The sequence below is a fragment of the Sphingobium phenoxybenzoativorans genome (genome assembly GCF_001757355.1).
Classification (GTDB): domain Bacteria; phylum Pseudomonadota; class Alphaproteobacteria; order Sphingomonadales; family Sphingomonadaceae; genus Sphingobium; species Sphingobium phenoxybenzoativorans.
The window spans coordinates 1-26,259 of sequence record NZ_MINO01000056.1 but is presented as its reverse complement, the minus strand read 5'-3'; the positions used below and the strand labels follow the sequence as shown (position 1 = coordinate 26,259).

The window sequence follows — 26,259 nt, the reverse complement described above, 5'->3', positions numbered from 1 at the left end:
GCAGGCGTGGCGGTCGGGCGGCCTGTGGCTGCCGGTCGCCTTCCTGCTGCTGGTGGCGGCCTTGTTCCCCTTCGCCGTCGGCCCCGACGCGGCGCTGCTCAGCCGGACCGGCGGCGGCATGCTGTGGATCGCGGCGCTTTTGGCCGGATTGCTCCCGGTCGACCGGCTGGTCGCGCCAGACCGGGATGCAGGCGTCCTCGATCAACTGGCGCTGCGCGGCATTGGCGATGAAATGATCGCGCTGGCCAAGCTGATCGCTCACTGGATCGGCTTCGGCCCGCCCCTGATGCTGGCCGCGCTCCCCGCCGCTGCGCTGCTGAAGCTGGAGAGCGGCACGATCATGAAGCTGGAAATCGGCCTCGCGCTCGGCACCCCGGCCCTTGCCGCTTTGGGCGTGCTGGTGGCGGCGCTCACGGCGGGCCTGCGGTCCAGCGGCGCGCTTGCCGGACTGCTCGCCCTCCCCCTCGCCGTGCCCCTGCTGATCTTCGGCGCGGGGTCGCTTGGCGACGGCAGCGGGTCGGCGTTCAAATTCCTCGCCGCCGTATCGCTGCTGCTGGTGGCGATAACCCCCTTTGCCGCTGGGGCCGCGATCCGGGCTGGGCGGGAGTAGCCTTCCCAGCAACCCGCGTCATCCCAGCGCAGGCTGCCTAAGTTACCGCGTGCTCCTGCGAAAGCAGGAGTCCAGTCCCGCCGTTTGAACTGGGCTCCTGCTTTCGCAGGAGCACGCCTCCGCTTAGCCATCGTGCACCCCGGCCTCGACATATCCCGGCCCTTGCTGGGATGACCAGGCAATCGGGGCGACGGTCAGGTAACTACCGCTCCGCCACCAGCAGCTTGTCGATCTTCCGCCCATCCATATCGACAATCTCGAATCGCCATCCCTGATCGTCGAAATGCTCGCCAACCTCCGGCAGATGCTTGAGCACCCACAGCGCATGCCCGGCAACCGTGGCGTAATCACGGTCCTCCGGCAGATCGATGCAAATGCGCTCGGCCAGCATATCAATGGGCATCTGGCCGGACACGATCAGGCTGCCATCCTCGCGCTCGACGACATCCGGCTCCTCGTACAAATCCCTGTCGGACGCGAATTCACCGGCAATGGCGGACAGCAGGTCGGCGGGCGTCACGATCCCTTCGAAATGGCCATATTCGTCATGCACCATCACCATCGGCACTTCCGCCTGGCGCAGCACCTCCAGCGCGTCCATGGCGTCGACCTGATCGGGAACCACCGCCACCTTGCGCATCAGCGCGCGCAGGTCCAGCGCCTCGCCCCGGAACAGCGCCGACATGATGTCGCGCGCCTGCACGATGCCGATAATATCCTCGACCGATCCCTGCCCCACCGGCAGGCGGGTGTGCGGCGTCGCCAGCAGGAACTGGCGGATCGCCTCCGCATCGGCATTCACGTCGATCCAGTCGACATCCATGCGCTGCGTCATCACCTCGCGAACCGGGCGGTCGGCCAGTCGCACGACACCGGAGATGATCGCGCGCTCGCTCTCCTCGATCACACCGGACTTGCTCGCCTCCGCAACGATCAGGTGCAGCTCCTCGGCCGTCACATGCTGTTCGGATTCCCGGTCGAGGCGCAGCAGCTTGAAAACCAGGGCGCTGGAATTGTCCAGCAGCCAGCCGAGCGGCGCGGTAAAACGCGCAATCCACTGCATCGGCAGGGCGACGAGGGTGGCGATCGGTTCGGGCGAGCGCAGCGCGAACTGCTTGGGCACCAACTCGCCGATGATCAGCGACGCATAGGTGGTCAGGCCGATGACGATCGCGAAACCGATATTCTCCGCCAGATTTGACTCCAGGCCCAGCCGCTGCAACCGCTCCGCCGTCGGCCCGCCCAGGCTCGCGCCCGAATAGGCGCCCGCGACGATGCCGATCAGGGTGATGCCGATCTGCACGGTGGACAGGAATTTGCCGGGGTCCGCCCCCAGCGCCAGCGCCGCCTTTGCGCCGCGCTTGCCCGCTTTCTCCATCGCCTGCAGGCGCGGCTTGCGTGCGGAAACGATGGCGAGTTCGGACATGGCGAACACGCCGTTCAGGGCGACCAATGCCAGAATGATCAGCAGGTCAACCCAGGGAAATGGGGTCAATGGAGGAGGTTCGGCCATGGCGGTCGCGTCCCTCATGCCGGGAATCTGTCAATTTCACAACAGCTCAATCATCGCTCATTCAATTCGGCTGTGGAACAAACTGTTGCGGAGCACGCTTTGGCTGAAGGGTCCTAGCGGAGCCAAGTGGTTATGAAACATGGGAGATATGGTATGAAAGCGCGTCAGAAACTGGTCGGGGCGCTGTGCATCGGGACGCTGTTCGCGACCGCCGCCTGCACCACGGACCCGGAAACCGGTGAGCGGCAGGTGTCGAAAGCGGCGATCGGCGGCATCGGCGGCGCGCTTGGCGGCTATCTGCTCGGCGATCTGGTCGGCGGCAAGCGGGACCGGACGGAGAAGATATTGGGCGCCGGCATCGGTGCAGTCGCTGGCGCGGGCATCGGATCGTACATGGACGCGCAGGAACGCAAGCTGCGCGAACGGACGGCGGGCACCGGCGTCGATGTGGAGCGGGACGGCGACAATCTGCTGCTGCGCATGCCGTCCGGCATCACCTTCGCCTATGACAAGGCCGACGTCATGCCGCAGTTCCAGCCGACCTTGAACGAGGTCGCCGCGACGCTGGCCGAGTTCCCCAAAACCTATATCGACATTTACGGCCATACCGACAGCGACGGGTCCGATTCCTACAACCAGATGCTGTCCGAACGGCGCGCGCAGGCGGTCTCCACCTATCTGAACCAGCATGGCGTGCAGTCCGCGCGCATGGCGACCCGCGGCTATGGCGAAACGCAGCCGATCGCGACCAATGCAACGGAGGCGGGCAAGGCCGCGAACCGCCGCGTGGAAATCAAGATCGTGCCGGTGACGGAGGGCGATTTGCGGGGTTAGTATGGGCTACCCTTAAGTGTACCCCACTACCCACACCCTTTCGCTTCAGGCGAAGTCGAGAAGCCTTCACGCATCGGTTTCAATTGGTGAATAGGTGACGCAGCTTAGCCAGTCATCTCCTAATAAAATCGCCAACGTGAAGCGTTGACGAAAGACGGTGATCATTCGGATCATGTGCGGGATTCAACGACAGTTCGGGATATTTTCCGAGCGACGGAAGGGCCGCATCCAATCTATTTGTCATCGGATCATCTGTAATCTGAATATTGATGGATTTGAGAGTAAATCCATGACCAAATGATCCGGACAAATCGTCAGGATTGACCTGTTCTACAGTTTTGGGATCATTAATATCCCCGAACCTCACAAGCATCGGATAATTCTGCCGCTGCACTTCGGCCACATCTTTCCGCTTGATCAGTTCTAAAAGCCCCTCTTCGTAGGAATATCCGCCAAAATCGTCTCCTAAAAGCGCACCGGATGCATATCTTCCCTGGAACGCAATTCCATCGGATCGAGACAGGAGCGCGAACAGCGTTTGCCCGCCCGGCAAGTCAACGGCGACCGCCTCGCCACGAGCGGAGATATTTAAACCTCTCGGATTGTCGATATTGAGGCTGCTTTCGATCGACGAATAGACCTCGATGACGCTGGAATCCGCCTTTATTCCTTCAGGTGTCTGCACCTCTACTGTCAGGCGGTAGCGATAGGTTGGAAGCCGTTTAGGCAACACATCACAAGCCATCACATTGGAAAGGACGGTCATGGATAGCGCTACCCGCGCCAAGAACATGCGGCGGTTCATGACAGTCTCTCTGGCGTAAGTGTTCGCTATATCGTTCGATCATAATGGGAAAGTGCGATGGATGCGTTAAGACCGCGACCGGCTCAACTCGATACTGTCCTACACGTCTTGGCGACTGGTACCCTGCGGCAATGGCTCGTATCAGAAAACATTGCAAAATCTTCGCGGTTAGGCAGGCGAAGCCCCACCTTTCCCACGAAGTTGCAAAACCGCTGGCAACCCGCAACTTCCGCAACTTCGTTGGATTTTCCGCTTGTATCGTCAGGCCGAATCGACGACCTTCAGAAACTCGCCTTCAACCCGTCGATCACGAACTGAGCGGCCAATGCCGCAAGAAGTACGCCCAGAAGCCGGGTGATGACCGCCTCTATACGCTGACCGAGCAGCTTCATCAGCGGCCCGGCGGCAAGCAGCGCGCCCATCATCAGCACCAGCACAGCGGCCAGCGCGGCGATCACGGCAAGGCGCTGGGGCAGGCCATCGGCCCGCGCCATCAGCAGCATAACCGTGGCGATGGAGCCAGGCCCCGCAATCATCGGCATCGCCATGGGAAAGACGGAGACATCCTCGACCTGCGGCGTTTCGGCGATCTTCTGCGCCCGGTCCTCGCGGCGCTGGGTGCGCTTTTCGAACACCATGTCCATCGCGATCAGGAACAGCATGATACCGCCCGCGATGCGGAAGCTGTCGAGCTGAATGCCCAGCACGCCAAGCACCTGCTTCCCCCACAGGGCGAAGATCAGAAGGATGGCGGTAGCGATTACGACCGCGCGGATCGCCATCGACCGGCGCTGCGCGTCGGAGGCTCCTGTCGTCATGCTGGCGTAGATCGGGGCGCAACCCGGCGGATCGATCACCACGAACAGGGTGACGAAGGCCGAGATGAACAGTTCGATCAAGGCGCGCGCCTACAGGCCATCGGGGGCCGCAAGGCCCTTGCGCGCGCAGGCAGCAACCAGCGTGTTGCGCAGAAGGACGGCGATGGTCATCGGCCCCACCCCGCCCGGAACCGGCGTGATCGCGCGGACATGGCTGATCGCCTCCGCCGTCGCGACGTCGCCGACCAGACGGGTCTTGCCCTCCTCCAGCGCGGGAACGCGGTTGATGCCGACATCAATGACGGTCGCGCCGGGCTTAATCCATTCGCCTTTCACCATTTCCGGCCGTCCAACGGCGGCGACCACGATGTCGGCGCGGTGCACGACAGAGGCCAGGTCCTTGGTGCGGCTGTGCGCGACGGTGACGGTGCAGCTTTCCTGCAGCAGCAGTTGCGCCATCGGCTTGCCCACGATGTTGGAGCGGCCGATGACGACCGCTTCCAGCCCCGACAGGTCGCCCAGCTCATCCTTCAGCATCATCAGGCAACCAAGCGGCGTGCAGGGCACCAGCGCCTTTTCGCCCACTGCCAGCTTGCCGACATTGGCGATGTGGAAACCGTCGACATCCTTGGCGGGATCGATGGCGGCGATGACGGCGGCCTCGTTGATATGCGCGGGCAGCGGCAACTGGACAAGAATGCCGTCGACCCGGTCGTCCTCGTTCAGCTCCTCGATCAGGTCGAGCAGATCCTCCTGCCCGATAGAGTCAGGCCGCTTGAACTCGAAGCTTTCCATGCCCGCCTCGACCGTCATCTTGCCCTTGCTGCGGACATAGACGGCGCTGGCCGGGTCCTCTCCGACCAGCACGACGGCAAGGCCCGGCTTGCGCCCGGCGGCGTCGGCAAAGGCGGCGACCCCTTCGGCCACCTGCGCGCGCAGCCCGGCGGCGAACAGCTTCCCGTCAATGATCTTGCCGATGGTCATAGCATATCCGTCAATGTTTCCAGCCGGGCTGTCAACGCATCGCCCGCTCCTGCGATCCGCAGGCGCTTTAGACGGTGGGTGTCACTCAAACGCTCCCACAATTGCACTGAACAAAATTTACGTGAGTGTGCGGGCGAGAAAAGCGAACAAATTCGGCCGAATAATCTGCTGCAGCATGATGATGAGCAACAGAACGACCATAGGCGTGAGGTCAAGAGCGCCCATATCCGGCATGAATTTTCGAATCGGACGGTAAAAAGGCTGCGTCATCCGGTCCAGAGCGTACATCACATTACGCACCAAATCATTGTAGGTATTGATGATATTGAACGCTATCAGCCACGACAATATCGCCTGGATTATGATTATCCACCAAGCGGCCTCCAATATGATGAAGACGATTTTATTGATCGTATCAAGCAACTCGATCAAGGCTATAATCTCCAGTCGCGGGGGCTGTTCAAGATGACCTGCTCTAGCGGACAGCTTGCGCGACGCCAAGCGTTCAGCCGGTCGATACCATCGAAAGTGCCTACAGCCGGACCAGCGTGCCCGCGCCGCGCCGGGTGAAGATTTCCAGCAGCATCGCATGCGGCACCCGGCCGTCCAGGATGACGGCGGCGTCCACCCCGCCCTGCACGGCGTTGAGGCAGGTCTCCAGCTTCGGGATCATACCGCCGGATATGGTGCCGTCCGCCTGCAGCCCGACGATCTTCGCCGGGTCAAGGTCGGTCAGCAGCTCGCCGCTCTTGTCCAGCACGCCCGGCACGTCGGTCAGCAGGAACAGGCGCGCCGCGCCCAGCGCCGCGGCGATCGCGCCCGCCATCGTGTCGGCGTTGATATTATAGGTGCTGCCATCCTCGCCAATCGCGATCGGCGCGATCACCGGGATCATTCCCGCCGCGCTGATCGTGTCCAGCAGGGTCCGGTCGACCTTGGAGGGTTCGCCGACAAAGCCTAGGTCCACCGCCTGTTCGATATTGCTGTCCGGGTCCTTCCGGGTCCGCAGCACCTTGGTCGCGGTGACGAAGCCGTCATCCTTGCCCGATATGCCGACGGCGCGGCCGCCCGCCTGGCCGATCCAGTTGACTAGTTCCTTATTGATCGCGCCGGACAGCACCATCTCGGCGACCTTGGCGGTTTCCGCATCGGTCACGCGCAGGCCGTCGACGAAGCTGCTCTCCACGCCAAGCTGCTTGAGCATGGCGCCGATCTGCGGCCCGCCGCCATGCACCACGACCGGATTGATGCCGACCGCCTTCATCAGCACGACATCCTCGGCGAAATCGCGCGCCAGCTCCGGGTCTCCCATCGCATGGCCGCCATATTTCACCACGAAGGTCTTGCCTGCATAGCGCTGCATATAGGGCAGCGCCTCAGTCAGCGTTTCCGCTTTTGCCAGCAGGGCGGGATCGGGATCATGCTTGCTCATCATGGGCGCGCGCATAGGACCATTGGGCGGGCGCTGCAAGCAGGGTTGAATCGACGAGACAGGCCAGTTCCCCTACAGCCGTTCGTGCTGAGTAGAGACTGAGCGAAGTCGAAGCGCATTGGGTCGGATCGTCCCCCGGACGATCCTGAAACATCCGGGGGATGTTTCACCCGATGCGGTATCGAAGCATTGTTGCGCTAAGTTCACATCCTTCGATACGCCATTTCGACTTCGCTCAATGCCTGTCCTGAGCGCCTGCTTGCAGGCAGTCGAAGGGGCTACTCAGGACGAACGGAAATGGAAATTCGAGGAAACTTACCTGTCCAACCGCCGCCCCAGCGCCACGGTCGCGGAAATCAGCGGCGGCACCAGGATGACCGACAGGATCACCTTGGTCAGCATCTGCCCGGCCATCAGCCCCCAAATCTCCCTTTCGCCCAGGAAGGAGATAGTGATGAACAGGATGGTGTCGACAATCTGGGATATCACGCTGGCGACCATAGCGCGCAGCCACAGCAGCCTGCCCTCGCCCCGCGCCATCTTCGAGAAGATGAACACGTTGAGCGTCTGCGACGTGCCGTAGGAGATCAGCCCGGCGATCATCATCCGCGCGCCCTGCCCCACGACGATAGGGAAGGCCTCTATCGCGGGCGGATACATGCCCGCATCTTCCGGCAAGGCGATGACGAACTGGATAAGCAACGCGGAAACGATCAGCGGCACGAAGCCGAAGCGGACCAGCGTGGTCGCCGTCCGCTGCCCATGCAATTCCGCGACCGCGCTAGACAGGATGACGAGCAGAAGGAAGGCGAAGATCCCCGCCTCGACCACCAGCGGCCCAAGCGCCACCTGCTTTACCCCCAGCACCCCGGCGATGCAGACCATGCCACCATAGAGAACCGAGAAAAGGAAAAGCGACCGGGTTATGGCGGGCTGGGGCGTGTCGGGCATCCCCATGCCTTATCGGCATTCCGCCCGGCGGGAAAGGCGCATTGCGTCCCGCCGGGCGCAAGGCGTCAGGCGGCCGCCTTCACCGTCCCCATGTCGATGACGAAGCGATATTTGACGTCGCTTTTCACCATCCGGTCGAACGCGGTGTTGATGTCCTGAATGGCGATCGCCTCAATGTCGGAAACGATGCCATGCTCGGCGCAGAAATCCAGCATCTCCTGCGTTTCCGCAATGCCGCCGATCAGCGATCCCGCCAGCGTTTTCCGGCGGAATATCAGGTTCGCCACATTGGGCGACGGATGCGCATGTTCCGGCACGCCCACCAGCGTCATCGTGCCATCGCGCTTCAGCAGGACCATGAACGCATCCAGATCATGCGACGCCGCCACGGTGTTCAGGATGAAGTCGAAGCTGTTCACATGCGCGTCCATCTGCGCCTGGTCGCGCGAGACGACAACCTCGTCAGCGCCGAGCGCCAGAGCATCCTGCCGCTTCGATTCGCTGGTGGTGAAGGCGACGACATGCGCGCCCAGCGCATGGGCGAGCTTGACGCCCATATGGCCCAGACCGCCAATGCCGACGATGCCCACCTTCATGCCCGGCCCGACCTTCCAGTGGCGCAGCGGCGACCAGGTGGTGATGCCCGCGCAGAGCAGCGGCGCGACGGCGGCCAGATCCTTTTCGGCATGGCTGACCTTCAGCACAAACTCCTCGCGCACCACGATATGGTCGGAATAGCCGCCGAAGGTGTGACCAAAATCGGCGTCGGGACCGTTATAGGTGCCGATAAGGCCATTCTCGCAATATTGCTCCAGCCCCTCGTCGCAGGCCGGGCAATGCTGGCAGCTATCCACCAGACATCCCACGCCGACCACGTCGCCGACCGCAAACTTCGTGACGTCCGCGCCGACGGCCGTGACCTTGCCGACGATTTCATGGCCCGGAACGCAGGGAAACAGGGTGCCGCCCCATTCGGCGCGCGCCGTATGCAGGTCGGAATGGCATACGCCGCAATGCAATATGTCTATCGCCACGTCATTGGCGCGGGGGGCGCGGCGTTCGAAAGTGAAGGGCGCAAGCGGCGTATCGCCGGACTGCGCGGCAAAGCCACGGGCTGTCGTCATGGGGAGTCTCCGGAATAATGCTGTTTTGGGCGGGAATGGGCAGGACGCCACGGGTCGCCAGGACAAATTTAAGTGCGATGCACCAAAGAACAAGATGAAGCGCCGCCCACCCTCACAAAAAAGGCGGGACGCCCAGCCCCTCCCCCTAGCCCCTCTGTGCGCACAGTGTATAACCGCCCGGTTTGGTCGCCCGGTTTGGTTGGACGACCTTCGTCATGCTGAAAGGGCCGCATGAAATTCCTGATCGGCATTGCCGGCATCGCCTTGCTCCTGCTCATCGCCGTGGCCCTGTCATCGAACAGGCGCGCCATAAAATTGCGGGTGGTCGGCGCGGCTTTCGCGATGCAGGCGGGCATCGCTCTGCTGGTCCTCTATGTGCCGGCGGGCAAGCGCGTGATCGCGGGCATGTCGCATGGCGTCGCCAACCTGCTCGGCTATGCGCAGGCCGGGACGGACTTCATCTTCGGGCCGCTGGCGAAGCCGGAAATTGGCGGCGCGAGCTTCGCCATCGCCGCGCTGCCCGTCATCATCTTCTTCGCCAGCCTGGTGTCGATCCTCTATTATCTCGGCATCATGCAGCTCATCGTCCAGTGGGTCGGCGGCGCTATCCAGAAGGTGACGGGCGTATCCAAGGTGGAATCGCTCTGCGCCGCCGCCAATATCTTCGTCGGGCAGAGCGAAAGCCCGCTGGTGATCCGCCCCTATCTCGCCGCGCTCACCCCGCCGCAGCTCTTTGCCGTGATGACGTCCGGCATGGCGGGCGTTGCGGGCACGATCCTGGCCGCCTATGCCTCGATGGGGATCAAGATCGACTATCTGCTCGCCGCCAGCTTCATGGCCGCGCCCGGCGGGCTGCTGATGGCCAAGATCATGATGCCCGACAACCCGGAGGACCCGGAGATCGACCCGGTTGTCATACCGGAAGCCTCGCATGACGAGGAACGCCCCGCCAACATCATCATGGCCGCGGCGCAGGGCGCGCAGACCGGCGTAAAGCTGGCGGTGGCCGTCGGCGCGATGGTACTCGCCTTCGTCGCGCTGGTGGCGCTGGCCAACGGCCTGCTGGGCGGGGTTGGCGCATGGTTCGGCTATCCCACGCTCAGCTTCCAGCAATTGCTGGGCTATGTCTTTGCGCCCGTCACCTTCCTGCTCAACGTGCCCTGGCATGAGGCGCAGATCGCGGGCGGCCTGTTCGGCACCAAGGTCGTGCTGAACGAATTCGTCGCCTATATCGAACTGGGTCAGGTGCAGGCGAACCTCTCCGCCACGACCATCGCGATCGTCACCTTCGCGCTCTGCGGCTTCGCCAATTTCAGCTCGATCGCGATCCAGATGGCGGTGACGGGCAACCTCGCCCCCAATCAACGCCCGATGATCGCGAAGCTGGGCATCAAGGCGCTGGTGGCGGGATCGCTCGCCAATCTGATGAGCGCGGCGCTGGCGGGGCTGATGCTGTCGATCTGAAGGGTGCGCCAACTGCTGCCACCCACATCCGTTCGTTTCGAGCGAAGTCGAGAAACCGATGCGATGGTCGATCCTATCCGTTCGTCCTGAGCTTGTCGAAGGACTGTCCTTACTTTCAACGCCGCAAAGAAGGGCAGCCCTTCGACAGGCTCAGGGCGAACGGTGTTGTTGGAATAGCCTTAAGGCTTCACCGTCTGGATCACCTCAAATCCCTCGAACCGGGGATGGCCCAGATAAAGCGGCTTGTTGTCGCCCGCGTTGCGATGCGCCTGCCGGAAGGCCTCCGATCGCGTCCATGCCTCGAAATCCTCGCGCGATTTCCACACGGTGTGGGAGGAGAACAGCGTATGATCCTCCTGCGTCTCCCCACGCAGCAGGTGGAATTCGACGAAGCCCGGCACCCGGTCCAGATGCGTGTCGCGGGACAGCCAGACATGTTCGAACGCGTCTTCTTCGCCGGGAATAACCTGAAACCGGTTCATGGCGATAAACATGGCTATCCTCCTGCAATCCTCGTCCTGAAGGACATATAGGGCAGCAGGATAGCCATGCCAGAGTACGTCAGAGCGAAGGAACCGGCTCCGGCCCGGAATAGTCGTAGACGCCCTTGCCGGTCTTGCGGCCATACCAGCCCGCCTCGACATATTTCATCAGCAGCGGCGCGGCGCGATATTTGGGGTCGCCAAAGTCCTGCTGCAGCACCTTCAAAATCTCGACGATGGTGTCCAGGCCGATCATATCGGCCAGCGTCAGCGGCCCCATGGGATGGCCAAGACCCAGCTTCACGCCCTTGTCGATGTCCTGCGCGGAGGCCGCGCCCTCGCCCAGCGCAAAGAAGGCTTCGTTGATCAGCGGCAGGAAGATGCGGTTGACGACGAAGCAGGGCGAATCCTTGGCGAGAACCGCTTCCTTGCCGATCTTCTTCGCATAGTCGCTGGCGACGGCGACGGTGGCGTCGCTGGTGGCCAGGCCGCGGATCACTTCCACCAGGCCCATCAACGGAACCGGGTTGAAGAAATGGATGCCGACGAAACGGGACGGGTCGGCCACCGACTGCGACAGGCGCGTGATGGAGATGGAGGAGGTGTTGGTCGCCAATACCGCGCCCTCGCCCAGCACCTTAGACGCTTCGGCAAAGATGATGCGCTTGATGTCCTCGCGCTCGGTCGCCGCCTCGATGATCAGGCCGGCGGCCGACATGGGCGCATAGCTGTCCACCGGCGTAATCCGGCCGATGGCGGCTTCGGCGGCGGCGGCGTCCAGCTTGCCCTTCTCGACCAGCCGGTTGATCTGCTTGGCGATGCCGTCCTTGCCCTTCTGCGCGCGGGCCAGATCGACGTCGGAAAGGAACACATCATATCCCGCCTGCGCGGAAACCTGCGCGATGCCCGCGCCCATTTGCCCCGCGCCGATAACTCCCACTGACTGCATGTTGGTTCCTTTTCCTCTTGAAATCACTGCCCTCCCCTAACCTGTGGACAGGCGTCACGCCATTGGCAAAAACGAGGGGTTTGTCAGGCTTTCGCGAGGATCATCGCGAACATGTCATCGGGGGCGATCCATTCCCTCAGCGGCTCCCAGCCGCCCGCGCGCAGCAGCAGGCGGGCGTCACGCGGGCCATATTTATGGCTGTTTTCCGTATGGATCGTCTCACCGGCACGCATTGAGAAGCGGATATTGTCGATTGTGAAATCGACATCCCGCCGCGCCTCCAGGTGCATTTCGATGCGCGCGGCGTCGTCATTCCAGATGGCGCGATGCGCAAAGGCGTCGACGGGAATGGTCCCGCCCAGTTCCCGGTTGATGCGCGCCAGCAGGTTCAGGTTGAACGCCGCAGTCACGCCGGCCGCATCGTCATAGGCGGCAACCAGCACGTCGATATCTTTCACCCGGTCCATGCCGATCAGCAGCATCGCGCCCTCGCCCAGCGACGACCGCATCGTGCGGAGCAGGTCGACCGCCTCCGCCGCCGTCATGTTGCCGATGGTCGATCCGGGGAAAAATCCCAGCTTGGGCATGGCGGCGATGCCCTTGGGCAGCGTGACGGCCTTCGTGAAGTCGGCCTCCACAGGCACGACCGGCAAGTCCGGGAATTGGGCCGCCAGCGCCGCGCTGCTTTCCCGCAGAAAGTCGCCGCTTATATCGACCGGCACATAGGCGGCAGGGGCGATGGCGGACAGCAGATGCGGCGTCTTGGTCGCGCTTCCCGCGCCAAATTCCACGACCGCCCGTCCCGGCCCCGTCACCGCGCCCACTTCCCCGCAATGGGCCGACAGCATCGCGGTTTCCACGCGCGTCGGATAATATTCCGGGAGGCGCGTAATCTCCTCGAACAATTCCGATCCCCTGCGGTCATAGAACCAGATGGGCGGCGTCGATTTGGGGAAGCGGGAGAAGCCTTCGATGATATCGCGGCGGAAGGCGGGATCGGCCGTCGGCTGCGGCGCGTCGCGGTTGAGTTCCAGCAGCATCAGATGTCCTTCGCGAGCCGGACGCCGGTGAACTGCCAGCGTTGATGGGGATAGAAGAAATTGCGGTAGCTGGCGCGCATATGCCCGCGCGGGGTCGCGCAACTGCCGCCGCGCAGTACGAACTGCCCGGACATGAACTTGCCATTATATTCGCCCACCGCGCCCTCCGCCGCGCGGAAGCCCGGATAGGGGCGGTATGCGCTGCCGGTCCATTCCCACACATCGCCGAACATCTGCGCCAGGCCGTCGGCGCTTTCGCAGGCGCGCGGGCGCGGCGTCGCGGCGCGATCAAGCTGCGTCCCGCTATCGGGGTCCAGGCTTTGCGCCGCGCTCTCCCACTCCATCTCGGTCGGCAGGCGCGCGCCCGCCCAACTGGCATAGGCGTCCGCTTCGAACAGGCTGATATGCGTGACCGGCGCCGCAGGATTGACCGGATGGCGGCCATCATGGCCGAACCGGGTCCAGCCCGCATTGTCCTGATGCCGCCAGTAAAGCGGGGCCTCCACGCCCTCGGCCTGCACCCACGCCCAGCCGTCCGACAGCCAGTGCCGCGCCTCGCGATAGCCGCCGTCCGCCATGAACTCCAGCCATTCGCCATTGGTGACGGGCCGGTGCGCCAGCGCATGCGGCGTCAGGATCGCCTGATGCACTGGCCCTTCGCAATCGAAGGCGAACCCCTTGCCGTCATGGCCGATCTCGACCAACCCGGCCTCACCTGCGATCCAGCGGATCGGATCGGGCATCGGCGCGGGCATGGCGCTGGGCGTCGCCCACATCGCCGGCTGCATCGGATTCTGCGCGAAAAGATACAGGATGTCGGTCAGCAGCAATTCCTGATGCTGTTGCTCATGATGCAGGCCAAGCGTCACCAGATCGCGCGCATGCTCCGGCAGGCCATCGAACGCATCCATCAGCGCGGCATCGACATGCGCGCGATAATTCAGGATTTCGCGCAGGGACGGGCGGGTCAACATGCCGCGATGCGCCCGCATGTGGCGCGGCCCTTCCGCCTCATAATAGCTGTTGAACAGATAGGCGAAATTCTCGTCGAACGGCCGGTATCCCGGCACATGGTCACGCAGGATGAAGGTTTCGAAGAACCATGTCACATGGGCGAGATGCCATTTCGCCGGGGATGCATCGTCCATCGCCTGTACGGTCGCATCCGCATCGGACAAAGGAGACGCCAGCGCCTGCGTCAGCGCGCGTATTGCGCCATAGCTTTGCTGGCGCAGGGGTGGTGACGATATTCGGCCCGATATCGGCATTCGGCCCCTTTCAAATGCGGTCTGTCCGCTCTCCATGCACAACAAGCGCGCGAAAGCCGGATTGGGTTCTCCCATCCGAAGAAATTGTCGTTACGCCGATATAATGATGAACGCGTGACGCTTCAACGCGACGCGCCGGGGACCCATTTGATGTCGTCCGCGCCATTGCCGTTCAGGCGGCGCGCCATGACGAACAGATGATCGGACAGCCGGTTGATATAGGCCAGCGCTATCGGGTTCAGCGCCACATGCGCTGCGGCGGCCGCAGCGCTGCGCTCCGCCCGCCGGGCGATCGCGCGGGCGAGATGGATGGCCGACGCCGCCGGAGAGCCGCCGGGCAGGATGAAGCTGTCGAGCGGTTTCAGCTCCGCATTCATCATGTCGATCTCGCGCTCCAGCCGCTCCACCTGCGACGCGACGATGCGCAGCGCCCATGCCGGCTCGTCGCCCTCGACCAGAGGCGTCGCGAAATCGGCGCCAAGGTCGAACATGTCGTTCTGGATCATCCGCAGCCAGCCCGCCTCCGGGCTGTCGCCCAGCGCCAGCACGGCTAGGCCGATGGCGCTGTTGGCTTCGTCGACATCGCCAACTGCCGCCATGCGCGGATCATGCTTGGCGATGCGCGATCCGTCGACCAGTCCGGTCGTTCCGCCGTCGCCCGTGCGCGTGTAGATTTTGTTGAGCTTGACCAACGGCCGCAGCGCCTATCGGTTTCCGCCGTTCATCAGCAGCAACAGCGCCACCAGCAGCACGGCGACCGCCTGAAAGCCGATGCGGGCGAACATCATCTTATTCTGTTTCAGGCTGGACGCGCTGGGACCGGTGTCGGTCGAGTTCAGTTCTTCCTTCGTCGTCTGCAGGAAGGCGATGATGCCGCGAACCAGCATGACGACGGTCGCGATGGCGGCGGCGATGATGAGCAGGACCAGGAAAGTGTTCATGCCGCCAATCTAGGCCCCCGCCAGCGAAATGCCAACCGGAAAGACCCCGGCGCGCAGATCGCGCGCCAGCGCCAGCGGATCGGCGCCCGCCGCCCGCAATTCGGCGAGAGCAATGCCGCCGGTCCGCTTCGCCAGCCGCTTCCCGTCCGGTCCCGCCAGAAGGGGGTGATGCCGGTAAAGCGGCGTGGGCAACCCCAGCAGCGCCTGCAGCAGCCGGTGGATACCCGTCGCCGCCAGCAAATCCTCCCCGCGCAGCACGAAATTGACGCCCATGTCCGCATCATCGACCGTCGCCGCCAGGTGATAGCTGGTCGGCGCATCCTTGCGGGCCAGAACGACATCTCCCGCCGCCGCAGGATCGGCGTCGATCCGTCCCCGCACCTCGTCCATCCAGTGCAGCGGGCCTGTCAGCACAACCGCCTTCGCCATGTCGATGCGCCACGCATGGGGCTGCTTCGCCATGCGCTCCGCCCGCTCCCCGTCCGTCAACGCGCGGCAGGTTCCCGGATACAGCGCGCCGTCGGGACCATGCGGCGCGGATGCGCTGGCCGCCACCTCCGCGGCGATTTCCGCGCGCGTGCAGAAACAGGGATAAGCGAGGCCCATCGCCTTAAGCCTGTCGAGAGCGGACTGGTAGAGCGGCAATCTTTCCGACTGCCGCACCAGATCGCCGTCCCAGCCGATGTCCAGCCACGCCATATCCTCGACGATGCCGGCGACATGCTCCTCCCGGCTCCGCGCGCCGTCAATATCCTCAATCCGCAGGCGGAAAGTACAATCCGAAGCGCGGGCCGCGTCATGCGCCATCAGCGCAGACCAGGCATGGCCGATATGCAACCGGCCGGTGGGGCTTGGCGCAAAGCGGGTCACCATATGCTGTGGGCGGCTCGTCGCCGTCATACAGCCTCTTGACGCGCTATGATGGTTAATGCTGTCATGCTCCCGTCACGCTTTTCGCGATAAAGGCGTGGCAGCCAAGGGGGTAGAGTTTTTCTATGTACCATCCCGACCTGATACGGCATCCGGAAAATTGCCCGGCGCTGGTGTTGAACGCGGACTATACGCCGCTCAGCTATTATCCGCTCAGCCTGTGGCCCTGGCAGACCGCGATCAAGGCGGTGTTTCTCGACCGGGTAGACATTGTTTCCACCTATGAGCGGGAAGTGCATTCGCCGAGCTTCCAGATGAAGATCCCCTCCGTGATCGCGCTGAAGCAATATGTGCGGCCATCGGAGCATCCGGCCTTTACCCGGTTCAACCTGTTCCTGCGAGATCGTTTCTCCTGCCAATATTGCGGGTCGGAACGCGACCTGACCTTCGATCATGTCATCCCGCGCCGCGCGGGCGGGCGGACGACGTGGGAGAATGTCGCTACGGCCTGTTCCCCCTGCAATCTGCGCAAGGGCGGGCGCACGCCGAAGGAAGCGGGCATGCGTCTGCATATCCAGCCGATCCGACCGACCACATGGCACCTGCAAGAAAACGGGCGCGCCTTCCCGCCCAACTATCTGCACGCCAGTTGGCACGACTGGCTCTACTGGGATGTCGAACTGCTGGCCTAGAGCGTTTTCTATCCCCTGATGCCCGGAAAACGCGACAGAGCGGAAACCTGGAGCCGTTGAGCCGGCGCAGTCGGATCAATACCTGCTCTAGGCGTCCGGCAGCCAGTCGAGATCGAGGTCGTTATAACGGTTGGTATAGTGACCGATTTCCTCCAGCGCCTTCTCGTTCAACAGGGCGATCCGGCCGTTTGATCGCGAAATCAGTCCGTCCGCCTCCATCTGCCGGATCATGCGGTTGACGTGCACGGATGTCAGGCCGACGGCATCGCCGATTTCCTCCTGCGTCAGCTTCAGGTCGAAACTGTTGGTGATGCTGTCATCCATCAGGCGCAGGCGGTCGATGATATCGAGCAGGAAGGAAGCGACCCGCGCCCGCGCCGACGAACGGCCGAGCGAAGCCAGACGGTCGGTCAGCGCAACCCGCTCCATCTGCGACAAAACGAACATCAGGGCGGCGACACGCGGATGCTCCTCCAGCAGGACGCGCAGCGCATATTTGTCGAACGGGCACAGCACGGAATCGGACAGGGCGACCAGGGCTTCCGGTGACTTGCTGTAAACCGTGCTGGCGGAACCGATGAAATCGCCGGCGAAATATACCCGCAATATCTGGCGGCTGCCGTCGGGCAATATGACATAGCTCATCACCCGCCCGGCGCGCAGCACGAACAGTTCCGTGATCGTCTCATTGGCGCGCTGGATCATCGCGCCACGCTTCACCTTCCGTTGATTTTCCTCAAGCCGCGCAAGCGCAGCGCGCTCACGTTCAGTGAGGTTCAGATGCTTCTCCAACCTATCAGCAAAACAACTTCCACTCACGCGACAGCCTTTTCAAAACAAGGTTTCGTTACGGAGGTAAAACGCCCCTTCGGCCTTTTGGCTGCATCCACGGGATTTGCATTAATTTCGATTAAGCACGCCGATCGGATTCTCTTTTTTCCTTCAAAGACTTGGAGGAAATATATTTGTGCAAGTTTTTTCCGGCCTTCGCGCGCCTTGCAAGCGCCGCTGGAGGCTTTATGAAGCGGCTAAATGGATCGCATTCACATTCGCGGTGGCCATGCCCTGAAGGGGCGGCTGCCGATCTCCGGCGCAAAAAATGCAGCGTTGACGCTGCTCCCTTGCGCGCTTTTGACAGACGAGCCGGTGACGCTGCGCAATTTGCCGCGCCTCGCCGATGTCGACAGTTTCGGCCATCTGCTGAACCAGCTCGGCGTCTCGACGATGATCGAGGGCGCGCGGCCGGAGGATTTCGGCCGGGTGATGACATTACGGGCCGGACGGGTCACCTCGACCGAGGCTCCGTACGACATTGTGCGCAAGATGCGCGCCTCCATTCTGGTGCTCGGCCCCCTGCTCGCCCGCGCGGGAGAGGCGACCGTATCGCTCCCCGGCGGCTGCGCCATCGGCAACCGGCCGATCGACCTGCATCTGAAGGCGCTTGAAGCGTTCGGCGCGGTGATAGAGATTGCGGCGGGCTATGTCCGGGCCAGCGCGCCCGATGGCGGCCTTCCGGGCGGCAGCTACACCTTCCCCGTCGTATCCGTCGGCGCGACTGAAAATGCCGTCATGGCGGCTGTCCTCGCCAGTGGAACCTGCACGCTCAACAATGCGGCGCGGGAGCCGGAAATCGTCGACCTGTGCAATCTGCTTGTCGCGATGGGCGCGGATATTGAGGGCATCGGCACCGACCGCATCATCATCCATGGCAAGAACCGGCTGCACGGCGCGACCTACAGCGTCATGCCCGACCGGATCGAGGCGGGCAGCTATGCCTGCGCAGCGGCGATCACCGGCGGCGAGCTGGAGCTTGTGGGCGCGGACGCGGAGGATATGCAGGCGATATTGGCCGCCCTGCGCGAAACCGGCGTGGAAGTCACCACCAGCAAGACCGGGATCAAGATCGCATCGCATGGCAAGCTGCGCCCGCTGTCCATTTCCACCGCGCCTTTCCCCGCCTTCCCCACGGACATGCAGGCGCAGTTCATGGCCATGCTGACCCTGGCGGACGGCGCGAGCGTGTTGACCGAGACGATCTTTGAAAACCGCTACATGCATGTGCCGGAACTGGCGCGCATGGGCGCGGACATATCCGTCAATGGGCGTACGGCCGTCGTGCGGGGCGTGGAGAAGCTGACCGGCGCGCCAGTGATGGCGACCGACCTGCGCGCCTCCATGAGCCTGATCCTGGCGGGTCTGGCGGCCGAGGGAGAGACGCAGGTCAACCGCGTCTATCATCTTGATCGCGGCTATGAGCGGCTGGAGGAAAAGCTCTCCGCCGTGGGCGCGGACATAGAGCGGGTCAGCGATGGCTGATTTTTGCGGCAATGAGACCGACAGGGCGGCCATCCTCGCCCTGTACGATCTGGATGCCGAGGGTTTCGGGGCGCTCGACGAGATCACCGATTTTGCCGCTGCGCTCTGCGAAACCCCCATTGCGCTCGTCAGCATCGTCGAGACGGAGCGGCAGCGCTTTCTGGCGCGCAAGGGGCTGGAGGCAAGCGAAACGCCGCGCAGCATGTCCTTCTGCGCTCATGCCATGCTGGGCGAAGGCGCTTTCGTCATTCCCGATGCGACGCTTGACCCAAGGTTTGCCGACAACGCCCTGGTGACGGCCGCGCCGCATATCCGCTTCTACGCGGGCGCGCCGCTCATATCGAATGAGGGCGTTCCGTTGGGCGCCCTGTGCGTGATCGACAACAAGCCGCGCGACGGCCTCACCCCGCTGCAGGTTCAGGGCCTGATGGTGCTGGCGAAACAGGTCGTCGCCCAATTGGAGGCCCGCCGCCGCGAACATCATGTGTCGTCCTGGGCGCAGGATCACGCCATCGCCCTGTCCGACAGTGAAACCAAGTTCCGCACGCTGGCGGATGCGATGCCGCAAATGGTGTGGTCCACCCTGCCTGACGGCTATCATGATTATTATAATGCGCGCTGGTATGAATTTACCGGCATGCCGGAGGGATCGACCGATGGCGAAGGCTGGAACGGCATGTTCCACCCGGATGATCAGGAGCGGGCCTGGGGACGCTGGCGTCAGTCGCTGGAGACCGGCGAACCCTATGAGATCGAATATCGCCTGCGCCATCATAGCGGCGCCTATCGCTGGACGCTTGGCCGGGCGATGCCGCTGCGTGACGCGGCGGGGCGGATCACCCGCTGGTTCGGCACCTGCACGGACATCCACGAACAAAGGCAGATGGCGGAGCAGCGGGAAATCGTCTCCCACGAGCTGTCCCACCGCATCAAGAATATCTTTTCGGTGATCGCAGGTCTGATCGGCCTTTCCGCGCGGGAGCACCCGGAAATCGGGGCCGTTGCCGAGGAGCTGCGGGAGCGCGTCATGTCGCTCGGCCGGGCGCATGACTATGTGCGCCCCCATAGCAGCCAGTCCGCATCGAACCTGGGCCAGAACAGCCTGCTCGGCATCCTGACGGAGATATTCTCGCCCTATATTCTGGCGGGCGATGCGCGCGTCGTCATCACTGGCGATGACGTGGAAATCGATGACCGCTCCGCCACGCCGCTGGCTCTGCTGTTCCACGAACTGGCGACCAACGCGGCGAAATATGGCGCGCTCTCACGGCCGGAGGGGACGATCACCCTGCATGTCGAAAAATCCGGCGATAGCTGCCATTTCCTCTGGCGGGAACGGGGCGGGCCGGAAATCGCGGCGGCGGGCGCGGAAAGCTTCGGCACGCGCCTCATTTCGCTCAGCGCGGAACGGCAGCTTGGCGGAACGATCAATCGGGAGTGGGCGAAGGACGGACTGTCCGTCAGCCTTGATATTCCGCTCCGGTCAATGAACCGGAAGGCCCTGAAAACGGAATGAAGCCTGAAATGGCGAGGCTGGAAAGGTCCAGTTCCTCCTCCGCCGCCGCCATCAGCGCCGCGCGGATTGTCGTTTCCCGGAAAGGCTTCGTGATCACGCCCAGGGCATTGGCGGCGGACGCGCCGATCTGCGCCGGATTTGCGGTCACATAGATCACGCGGACGCCATGGCGCTCGGCCAGCGCCTGCCCGATCAGCGGACCCGTAGGACCATCGCGAAGATTGAGGTCCACAAGCGCGATGTCGCTGTCCGGCGCGGCCGCCAGTGCGTCCTTGCGGTCCGCCGCTATGGCGCTGACCTCCATCCCCACGGCGCGCACGATATGCTCTATTTCCAGGGCGACGAAAATCTCGTCCTCAACAATCAAAACGCGCTTCGTCATCACCTTTTCCGCAAAAAACCTGAATCGCTCAATGTTTGACGGCGCTGCGGGTTCCCAAAAATAAGGCGTTTACCTTATATATTTGATATCACAGCAGAATGTCTGCCGTGTGGATTGCAAGGCCGACCAGCCCGCCCACCAGCGTACCGTTGATCCGGATATATTGCAGGTCGCGGCCGACGGCATTTTCCAGCCGGCTGGTCACGGTTCGCGCATCCCATCCGCGCACTGTTTCGCTCACCAGCTTGACGATCCCGTCGCCATAGCTGGCGGCCGCGCCCACCGCCGCGCGGCGGGTGAAACGGTTGATCATCGCCTTCAGCCGCCTGTCACCCTGCAGCGTTTCGCCCAGTTGCTGCAGCGCCTCGCCCAGTCGTCCGGCGACCGCCGCCTGCGGGTCGCGCGCCGCGCGCAACAGGCCGGCGCGCGCCTGTTCCCACAGGCCGTCTATCCACCGCTGCATCGCCGGATTGTCGATAATCTCGTCGCGCACCCGCGCCACCTTCGCCTGCATGGTCTTGTCGAACTGCAGGTCATGGGCAAGCGTGCGCAGGCCCTCCTCCGCCTTTGCGCGCAGCGGATGGCCGGGGTCGTCCGCCATTTCGTCGAGCAGTTTCTGCAGACCGTCGATAATGGCGTTGGCGAGCTTCTCGTCCAGCCCGGTCCAGCGCATGATGCTGCCCGCCCGGTCATGGACCATCTGGCGGATCAGATGATCATTCGCCTCCAGCGTGCGCCCCGCCCATTTGACGATGCCGTCCAGCACCGGCGCATGCCTGCCGTCGCGCATCGCCGCGTCCAGCGCCTGCCCCGCCAGCGGGCCTATGTTCAGCGCGCGCAACCGCTGCGCCAGCGCCGCCTTGGCCATGCCGCCCAGCCGTTCCTGATCCAACCCTTCCAGCAGGTCCGCCGCCAGGCGTGATGCGCCCAGGCGCAACCGCCCGTCCCCGCCGCCCGGCTGGCTGAGGAACCGGCCCGCTGCGGACGCGACGTCCAGGCGGCGCATCCGCCGCGCAACCACGACCGGCGTCAGGAAATTGTCGCGCAGGAAGATCGCCAGCGTATCGCCGATCCTATCCTTGTTGCGCGGGATGATCGCCGTATGCGGGATCGGCAGGCCGAGCGGGTGCCGGAACAGCGCCGTCACGGCGAACCAGTCGGCCAGCCCGCCGACCATCGCCGCCTCCGCAAAGGACTGGATGAAGGGCACCGCCGGATGAACGTCGCCAATGGCGCGCGCGGCGATGAACAGCGCCGCCATGGCGATCAGCATCCCCGTCGCGACGATCCGCATCTGCCGCACCCCACCGGCGGGAAGCGAGGGCGGTTGCCATAACGGTCGAAGCATCCTCATCACCGCAAAACGGTTACGCCGCCGTTTCGTTCAGTCAAAGCGGATTTTTGGCGCGAAGCCATGCTTTCCTGGGCAATGCTTTCTCGGGCCACGCTTTCTGGAAGCAGGCTTTCCGGGACAGGGCTTTCTCAGCAGGGCTTTCTCAGGCAGCACGTCATTCCGCCGGATGCGTGACAGTCCCCGCCGCAACCTCATCGCCCTTCTTGTAGGTGAGCAGGCTGCGGCTCAACCGTGGACCGATCCAGCCTTCCAGACCCATCGCCAGGCTGAAGGTCGCCGGCACGATGATGAGCGTCAGCACGGTGGACAGGATCAGGCCCCCGATCACCGTGATGCCCATCGGCGCGCGCCACGCGCCGTCGCCGGACAGGGATATGGCGGTCGGCACCATGCCCGCGATCATTGCGACGGTGGTCATCACGATCGGCTGCGCGCGCTTATGCCCGGCATCGACGATCGCCTCCCATTTGGGGACGCCCTTCTCTATTTCCTCCAGCGCGAAATCGACCAGCAGGATGGAGTTTTTCGCCACAATGCCCAGCAGCATCAGCAGGCCGATAAAGACCGGCATCGACACGGGCTGCCCGGCGATATGCAGGGCCAGCGCCCCGCCCAGCGGCGCCAGCAGCAGCGACCCCATGTTCACGAACGGCGGCATGACCCGCTTGTAGAGCAGGACGAGCACCGCAAAGACCAGCATGATCCCCGACACGACGGCGATCAGGAAATTATTGATCATCTCCGCCTGCCACTTGCTGTCGCCGGTGTTCAACTTCTGCACGCCCAGAACCTGCCCGTTCAGCACCTTGCTCATGGTCGGCAGGGCGTTGATCTTGGCCATCGCCTGGCTGGTCACGAAGCCGGGGGCGAGGTCCGCGCCCACGACGATGCGGCGGATCTGGTTATAGCGGCGGATCTGCGTCGGACCCGCGCCGAACTTGACGTCCGCCACCACCTTCAGCGGCACGAAACCGCCCGATGATGTCGGCACCGGCAGATTTTCTATGGTCGAAATATCCCGGCGGGAATCCTCGGCGATCGACACGCGGATCGGAATCTGCCGGTCGGACAGGGAGAATTTCGCGCTGTTCTGGTCGATGTCGCCAATCGTCGCGATGCGGATCGTCTGGCTGAGCGCCTGGGTCGTCACGCCCATGCTGGCGGCCAGGTCCATATGCGGATGGATGACGATTTCCGGCCGCTGCATGTCGCCCTGGACGCGCGCGTCACGCACTTCCTTCAACTGCGAAATCTCGCTGACGATCTGGTTGGCGGTCTTTTCCAGCAGCTCCGGGTCGTCGCTGCCGAACATGATGATGATATCGCGGCCGAAATTGCCGCCGGATTGCGACTGGAAATTCACCCGCGCGTCGGCGATCTGGCGGAATTTGGGCGCGACGCTGCGCTCCCAGTCCACGCTGGAAATGCCGCGATCCTTTTTCAGCGTCAGATAGATTTGCGCCTGCCCCGGCTGTTCGATGTCGGCAAAGGCGGTATCGACGACCTTGGTGTCGGCCGACAGCATATCCGCGACATTCTGCGCCACCTTGCGCGTCTGCTCCAGCGTGCTGCCGGGCACCATCTCCACCTGGATCTGGCTGGAATCCTGGTTGATCGTCGGCTGGAACGTCATCGGCAGGGTCGCGAAGGCGAGGATCGTCGCCAGGAAGGCCAGCACCGCGATCCCGACCGTCCAGACGCGGTGATCGAAGAAGCGGGCAAACCGCCGCCCCCACCATCCGCGCGCACCGGCAACCGCGCGTTCATAGCGATCCTTGTCCAGCGACCATTTCAGGATCGCCATATAGCGGTCCATCATCCATCCCTCGCCATGGCTTTCCTCGCCATGCGCCTTCAGGAAATAGGCGGCGATCATTGGCGTGATCAGGCGCGCGACGGCAAGGCTCATCAGCACCGCCACGACCACGGTCATGCCGAACTGGATGAAGAACTGGCCCGAAAGTCCCGGCATCAGGGCCACGGGCAGGAACACCGCCACGATCGCGGAGGTGGTGGCCAGCACCGCCAGGCCGATTTCATCCGCAGCGTCGATCGACGCCTGATAGGCGGTCTTGCCCATGCGCATGTGCCGGACGATATTCTCGATCTCCACGATCGCATCGTCGACCAGCACGCCCGCGACCAGGCTCAGCGCCAGCAGCGAAATGCCGTTCAGCGTGAAGCCCATCATGTCCATGAACCAGAAGGCCGGGATGGCCGACAGTGGAATAGCGAGCGCGGAGATGATCGTCGCGCGCCAGTCGCGCAGGAACAGGAACACGATGACCACCGCCAGCACGGCGCCCTCGACCATCGCGGCCATCGCCGAATGATATTGATCCTTGGTGTAGTCGACGCTGGCGAAAAGCTGCTTGAAATGAACCTTCGGGTTCTCCTTCTGCAGCTTCTCCAGCACCTTCTGGGATTCATCGAATACCGTGACGTCCGACGATCCCTTCGCTTTTTCCAGGCTGAAGCTCGTCACCTGCCGCCCGTTCATCAGGGCCAGCGAGCGCTGCTCGGCATACATGTCCTTGACGACCGCGATGTCGGCCAGCTTCACCGTGCGGTCGCCGCTGATCCGTATCTGCGTCTGGCCCAGCGTGTAGGCGTCCTGCGCATTGCCCAGCACGCGCAGCGATTGCTCCGCTCCGGCGATTTCCGCCCGGCCGCCCGCCGCGTTCAGGTTGACCAGGCGCAACTGGTCATTGACCTGCGCCGCCGTGATGCCCTGCGCCTGCAGCTTTGCGGGGTCCAGTATCACCCGGATTTCCCGGCTCACGCCGCCACTGCGCTTCACCGCCGCCATGCCGGGCACGGCCAGCAACTGCTTGGCGACCGTATTGTCGATATACCAGCTTAGCTGCTCCAGCGTCATGTCGGTGGCTTCGGCGCTGAAATAGGCGATCGGCCCGCCGTCGATGTCGACGCGGGTGACCTGCGGCTCCAGGATGCCGTCGGGCAGGTCGCTGCGGATCTGGTCCACCGCATTCTTGACGTCGTTGACCGCGCGGTCGACGGGCGTACCGATGGCGAACTGGACGAAGGTGTCGGTGCTGCCCTCGCGGGAGATGGAGGTGATCTCGTCAACGCCGCTGATGCCGCGTACGGCCGCCTCGATGCGCTGCGTGACCTGCGTTTCCAGCTCCGTCGGCGCAGCGCCGGGCTGCACCACCTGAACCTCGACCGCCGGGAAGCTGACGTCGGGATTCTGGTTGATGTCCATGCGGCTGAACGCCACCAGCCCCGCCAGCAGCAGCGCGGCGAAGATGACGATCGGCGTAACCGGATTGCGGATGGCCCAGGCCGAAATATTGCGAAAATTCACTGTGCTCGCCTCTTCTGCCCGCGCAGCGCCGTCAGGCGCCTACTTTACGGCCTTCTGCAATTCCGGCTTCACCAACTGCCCCGGATTCAGGAACGCGCCGGCCGAAACAACCACTTTCTCGCGCCCGGTCAGGCCGGATGTGATCGCCACGCCCGCGCTGGACACCTGGCCGATCGTCACATCCTGCCTGCGCGCCTTGTTCGCGCCGTCGACGACATAGACATAATTGCCCTTGTCATCACTCTGCACCGCCGATTCCGGCAGCAGCGGCGCATCGCCCGATCCACTGACGATGCTGACGCCGGCGAAACCGCCGGGGCGCAGCGCCGGATCGAACTTCAGCGCGACGCGGGCGATGCCCTGCCGGTTCAGCGGATCGACGACCGGCGAAATCTGCCAGACATGGCCGGTGAAGCTTTTCGCGCCGCCGACCGGCGTCACCGTTGCGGGAATGCCGACCTTCAATCGCGCAAGGTCGCCCTCGCTGACCTGCGCCAGCATTTCCATCTCGCCGCCCTTGGCCATGCGGAACAATACGCCCGTACCGGCGGCGACCACCTGCCCCGGCTCCACGGTCCGCGTCAGT

At 63.5% G+C, this 26,259-nt stretch carries 26 protein-coding genes; 6 read left to right on the top strand and 20 right to left on the bottom strand.

The features are described from left to right. On the top strand, window positions 1-610 hold a 610-nt coding region (locus tag BHQ40_RS18945), incomplete at its 5' end, for a heme exporter protein CcmB (RefSeq protein WP_070157418.1). Between the two features lie 202 nt (window positions 611-812). Here BHQ40_RS18945 and BHQ40_RS18940 read toward each other — a convergent pair. Continuing rightward, a complete protein-coding gene (locus tag BHQ40_RS18940) occupies window positions 813-2,123 on the bottom strand; it encodes a hemolysin family protein (protein ID WP_070157425.1) in 1,311 nt (436 codons plus the stop codon). Between the two features lie 153 nt (window positions 2,124-2,276). Between BHQ40_RS18940 and BHQ40_RS18935 the strand changes: the two genes are divergently transcribed. After that, window positions 2,277-2,957: a YiaD family glycine zipper/OmpA-like lipoprotein gene (locus tag BHQ40_RS18935; protein WP_070157416.1), complete on the top strand. Its 681-nt coding sequence runs from the start codon at window positions 2,277-2,279 to the stop codon at window positions 2,955-2,957. A 112-nt stretch (window positions 2,958-3,069) separates the two neighbouring features. Here the strand turns inward: BHQ40_RS18935 and BHQ40_RS18930 are convergent, their stop codons facing one another. The 7 genes from BHQ40_RS18930 to BHQ40_RS18900 form a co-directional block, all read right to left on the bottom strand. Then, complete coding sequence (locus BHQ40_RS18930) at window positions 3,070-3,762, bottom strand: hypothetical protein (protein ID WP_070157414.1); 693 nt, start codon at window positions 3,760-3,762, stop codon at window positions 3,070-3,072. Window positions 3,763-4,043: 281 nt separating this feature from the next. Then, the gene (locus tag BHQ40_RS18925; protein ID WP_070157412.1) at window positions 4,044-4,661 is read right to left on the bottom strand and encodes a MarC family protein; all 618 of its coding nucleotides are present in this window, start codon (window positions 4,659-4,661) and stop codon (window positions 4,044-4,046) included. 9 nt (window positions 4,662-4,670) lie between these two features. Next, window positions 4,671-5,564 (bottom strand): bifunctional methylenetetrahydrofolate dehydrogenase/methenyltetrahydrofolate cyclohydrolase FolD, encoded by an 894-nt coding sequence (gene folD, locus BHQ40_RS18920; RefSeq protein WP_070157410.1) that lies wholly within the window; start codon window positions 5,562-5,564, stop codon window positions 4,671-4,673. 117 nt (window positions 5,565-5,681) lie between these two features. Next, complete coding sequence (locus BHQ40_RS25820) at window positions 5,682-5,987, bottom strand: YggT family protein (RefSeq protein ID WP_070157423.1); 306 nt, start codon at window positions 5,985-5,987, stop codon at window positions 5,682-5,684. A 109-nt stretch (window positions 5,988-6,096) separates the two neighbouring features. Further along, on the bottom strand, window positions 6,097-6,999 hold the full coding sequence (gene argB, locus BHQ40_RS18910; RefSeq protein WP_171905901.1) for an acetylglutamate kinase: 903 nt from the start codon (window positions 6,997-6,999) through the stop codon (window positions 6,097-6,099). Between the two features lie 312 nt (window positions 7,000-7,311). Beyond that, window positions 7,312-7,947 (bottom strand): queuosine precursor transporter, encoded by a 636-nt coding sequence (locus tag BHQ40_RS18905; protein WP_070157420.1) that lies wholly within the window; start codon window positions 7,945-7,947, stop codon window positions 7,312-7,314. Window positions 7,948-8,012: 65 nt separating this feature from the next. After that, on the bottom strand, window positions 8,013-9,071 hold the full coding sequence (locus BHQ40_RS18900) for an NAD(P)-dependent alcohol dehydrogenase (protein WP_070157409.1): 1,059 nt from the start codon (window positions 9,069-9,071) through the stop codon (window positions 8,013-8,015). A 231-nt stretch (window positions 9,072-9,302) separates the two neighbouring features. Between BHQ40_RS18900 and BHQ40_RS18895 the strand changes: the two genes are divergently transcribed. Beyond that, entirely contained in the window at window positions 9,303-10,535 is a 1,233-nt protein-coding gene (locus BHQ40_RS18895) for a NupC/NupG family nucleoside CNT transporter (RefSeq protein WP_070157408.1), read from the top strand. Between the two features lie 179 nt (window positions 10,536-10,714). Here the strand turns inward: BHQ40_RS18895 and hmuQ are convergent, their stop codons facing one another. The 7 genes from hmuQ to gluQRS form a co-directional block, all read right to left on the bottom strand. Then, on the bottom strand, window positions 10,715-11,029 hold the full coding sequence (gene hmuQ / locus BHQ40_RS18890; protein WP_070157407.1) for a heme-degrading protein HmuQ: 315 nt from the start codon (window positions 11,027-11,029) through the stop codon (window positions 10,715-10,717). A 67-nt stretch (window positions 11,030-11,096) separates the two neighbouring features. Continuing rightward, window positions 11,097-11,966 carry a 3-hydroxyacyl-CoA dehydrogenase family protein gene (locus BHQ40_RS18885; protein WP_070157405.1) on the bottom strand — a complete coding sequence of 290 codons (870 nt, stop codon included), beginning with the start codon at window positions 11,964-11,966 and terminating at the stop codon, window positions 11,097-11,099. 83 nt (window positions 11,967-12,049) lie between these two features. After that, window positions 12,050-13,006: an L-histidine N(alpha)-methyltransferase gene (gene egtD, locus BHQ40_RS18880; RefSeq protein ID WP_070157403.1), complete on the bottom strand. Its 957-nt coding sequence runs from the start codon at window positions 13,004-13,006 to the stop codon at window positions 12,050-12,052. Then, a complete protein-coding gene (gene egtB, locus BHQ40_RS18875; RefSeq protein WP_070157401.1) occupies window positions 13,006-14,274 on the bottom strand; it encodes an ergothioneine biosynthesis protein EgtB in 1,269 nt (422 codons plus the stop codon). Before egtB ends, egtD begins: the two co-directional genes overlap by 1 nt. 122 nt (window positions 14,275-14,396) lie before the next feature. Then, window positions 14,397-14,966 (bottom strand): cob(I)yrinic acid a,c-diamide adenosyltransferase, encoded by a 570-nt coding sequence (locus tag BHQ40_RS18870; protein WP_070157397.1) that lies wholly within the window; start codon window positions 14,964-14,966, stop codon window positions 14,397-14,399. Window positions 14,967-14,978: 12 nt separating this feature from the next. Further along, window positions 14,979-15,215, bottom strand: coding sequence for a twin transmembrane helix small protein (locus tag BHQ40_RS18865; RefSeq protein WP_070157394.1), 237 nt, complete (start codon window positions 15,213-15,215; stop codon window positions 14,979-14,981). A gap of 9 nt (window positions 15,216-15,224) precedes the next feature. Beyond that, window positions 15,225-16,115, bottom strand: coding sequence for a tRNA glutamyl-Q(34) synthetase GluQRS (gluQRS, locus tag BHQ40_RS18860; RefSeq protein ID WP_070157392.1), 891 nt, complete (start codon window positions 16,113-16,115; stop codon window positions 15,225-15,227). A 95-nt stretch (window positions 16,116-16,210) separates the two neighbouring features. On the opposite strand from gluQRS, the gene BHQ40_RS18855 reads away from it, so the two are divergent. Continuing rightward, window positions 16,211-16,777 carry an HNH endonuclease gene (locus tag BHQ40_RS18855; protein ID WP_070157390.1) on the top strand — a complete coding sequence of 189 codons (567 nt, stop codon included), beginning with the start codon at window positions 16,211-16,213 and terminating at the stop codon, window positions 16,775-16,777. Between the two features lie 87 nt (window positions 16,778-16,864). Here BHQ40_RS18855 and BHQ40_RS18850 read toward each other — a convergent pair whose 3' ends face one another. Further along, window positions 16,865-17,596, bottom strand: coding sequence for a Crp/Fnr family transcriptional regulator (locus BHQ40_RS18850; RefSeq protein ID WP_253183413.1), 732 nt, complete (start codon window positions 17,594-17,596; stop codon window positions 16,865-16,867). A 213-nt stretch (window positions 17,597-17,809) separates the two neighbouring features. Here BHQ40_RS18850 and murA point away from each other — a divergent pair, with 213 nt between their 5' ends. Together murA and BHQ40_RS18840 are read left to right on the top strand one after the other, a co-directional pair. Next, window positions 17,810-19,093: a UDP-N-acetylglucosamine 1-carboxyvinyltransferase gene (murA, locus tag BHQ40_RS18845; RefSeq protein ID WP_070157384.1), complete on the top strand. Its 1,284-nt coding sequence runs from the start codon at window positions 17,810-17,812 to the stop codon at window positions 19,091-19,093. After that, window positions 19,086-20,609, top strand: coding sequence for a sensor histidine kinase (locus BHQ40_RS18840; protein WP_070157381.1), 1,524 nt, complete (start codon window positions 19,086-19,088; stop codon window positions 20,607-20,609). Before murA ends, BHQ40_RS18840 begins: the two co-directional genes overlap by 8 nt. Here the strand turns inward: BHQ40_RS18840 and BHQ40_RS18835 are convergent. From BHQ40_RS18835 to BHQ40_RS18820, 4 genes are all read right to left on the bottom strand, one after another. Further along, on the bottom strand, window positions 20,554-20,991 hold the full coding sequence (locus tag BHQ40_RS18835; protein WP_070157378.1) for a response regulator: 438 nt from the start codon (window positions 20,989-20,991) through the stop codon (window positions 20,554-20,556). The genes BHQ40_RS18840 and BHQ40_RS18835 overlap by 56 nt on opposite strands. An 88-nt stretch (window positions 20,992-21,079) precedes the next feature. Further along, on the bottom strand, window positions 21,080-22,345 hold the full coding sequence (locus BHQ40_RS18830; RefSeq protein ID WP_070157374.1) for a DUF445 domain-containing protein: 1,266 nt from the start codon (window positions 22,343-22,345) through the stop codon (window positions 21,080-21,082). 154 nt (window positions 22,346-22,499) lie between these two features. Then, the gene (locus tag BHQ40_RS18825) at window positions 22,500-25,673 is read right to left on the bottom strand and encodes an efflux RND transporter permease subunit (RefSeq protein WP_070157371.1); all 3,174 of its coding nucleotides are present in this window, start codon (window positions 25,671-25,673) and stop codon (window positions 22,500-22,502) included. 39 nt (window positions 25,674-25,712) lie between these two features. Next, window positions 25,713-26,259 (bottom strand): efflux RND transporter periplasmic adaptor subunit (locus tag BHQ40_RS18820; RefSeq protein WP_139139357.1); only part of this gene is annotated, 547 nt, incomplete at its 5' end.

Bases quoted from the DNA above. Each gene is read 5' to 3' on its own strand.
- BHQ40_RS18940 (WP_070157425.1), bottom strand. From the start codon at position 2,123: ATGGCCGAACCTCCTCCATTGACCCCATTTCCCTGGGTTGACCTGCTG.
- BHQ40_RS18935 (WP_070157416.1), top strand. From the start codon at position 2,277: ATGAAAGCGCGTCAGAAACTGGTCGGGGCGCTGTGCATCGGGACGCTG.
- BHQ40_RS18930 (WP_070157414.1), bottom strand. From the start codon at position 3,762: ATGAACCGCCGCATGTTCTTGGCGCGGGTAGCGCTATCCATGACCGTC.
- folD (WP_070157410.1), bottom strand. From the start codon at position 5,564: ATGACCATCGGCAAGATCATTGACGGGAAGCTGTTCGCCGCCGGGCTG.
- argB (WP_171905901.1), bottom strand. From the start codon at position 6,999: ATGATGAGCAAGCATGATCCCGATCCCGCCCTGCTGGCAAAAGCGGAA.
- BHQ40_RS18905 (WP_070157420.1), bottom strand. From the start codon at position 7,947: ATGCCCGACACGCCCCAGCCCGCCATAACCCGGTCGCTTTTCCTTTTC.
- BHQ40_RS18900 (WP_070157409.1), bottom strand. From the start codon at position 9,071: ATGACGACAGCCCGTGGCTTTGCCGCGCAGTCCGGCGATACGCCGCTT.
- BHQ40_RS18895 (WP_070157408.1), top strand. From the start codon at position 9,303: ATGAAATTCCTGATCGGCATTGCCGGCATCGCCTTGCTCCTGCTCATC.
- hmuQ (WP_070157407.1), bottom strand. From the start codon at position 11,029: ATGTTTATCGCCATGAACCGGTTTCAGGTTATTCCCGGCGAAGAAGAC.
- BHQ40_RS18885 (WP_070157405.1), bottom strand. From the start codon at position 11,966: ATGCAGTCAGTGGGAGTTATCGGCGCGGGGCAAATGGGCGCGGGCATC.
- egtD (WP_070157403.1), bottom strand. From the start codon at position 13,006: ATGCTGCTGGAACTCAACCGCGACGCGCCGCAGCCGACGGCCGATCCC.
- egtB (WP_070157401.1), bottom strand. From the start codon at position 14,274: ATGCCGATATCGGGCCGAATATCGTCACCACCCCTGCGCCAGCAAAGC.
- BHQ40_RS18865 (WP_070157394.1), bottom strand. From the start codon at position 15,215: ATGAACACTTTCCTGGTCCTGCTCATCATCGCCGCCGCCATCGCGACC.
- gluQRS (WP_070157392.1), bottom strand. From the start codon at position 16,115: ATGACGGCGACGAGCCGCCCACAGCATATGGTGACCCGCTTTGCGCCA.
- BHQ40_RS18855 (WP_070157390.1), top strand. From the start codon at position 16,211: ATGTACCATCCCGACCTGATACGGCATCCGGAAAATTGCCCGGCGCTG.
- murA (WP_070157384.1), top strand. From the start codon at position 17,810: ATGGATCGCATTCACATTCGCGGTGGCCATGCCCTGAAGGGGCGGCTG.
- BHQ40_RS18840 (WP_070157381.1), top strand. From the start codon at position 19,086: ATGGCTGATTTTTGCGGCAATGAGACCGACAGGGCGGCCATCCTCGCC.
- BHQ40_RS18835 (WP_070157378.1), bottom strand. From the start codon at position 20,991: ATGACGAAGCGCGTTTTGATTGTTGAGGACGAGATTTTCGTCGCCCTG.
- BHQ40_RS18830 (WP_070157374.1), bottom strand. From the start codon at position 22,345: ATGAGGATGCTTCGACCGTTATGGCAACCGCCCTCGCTTCCCGCCGGT.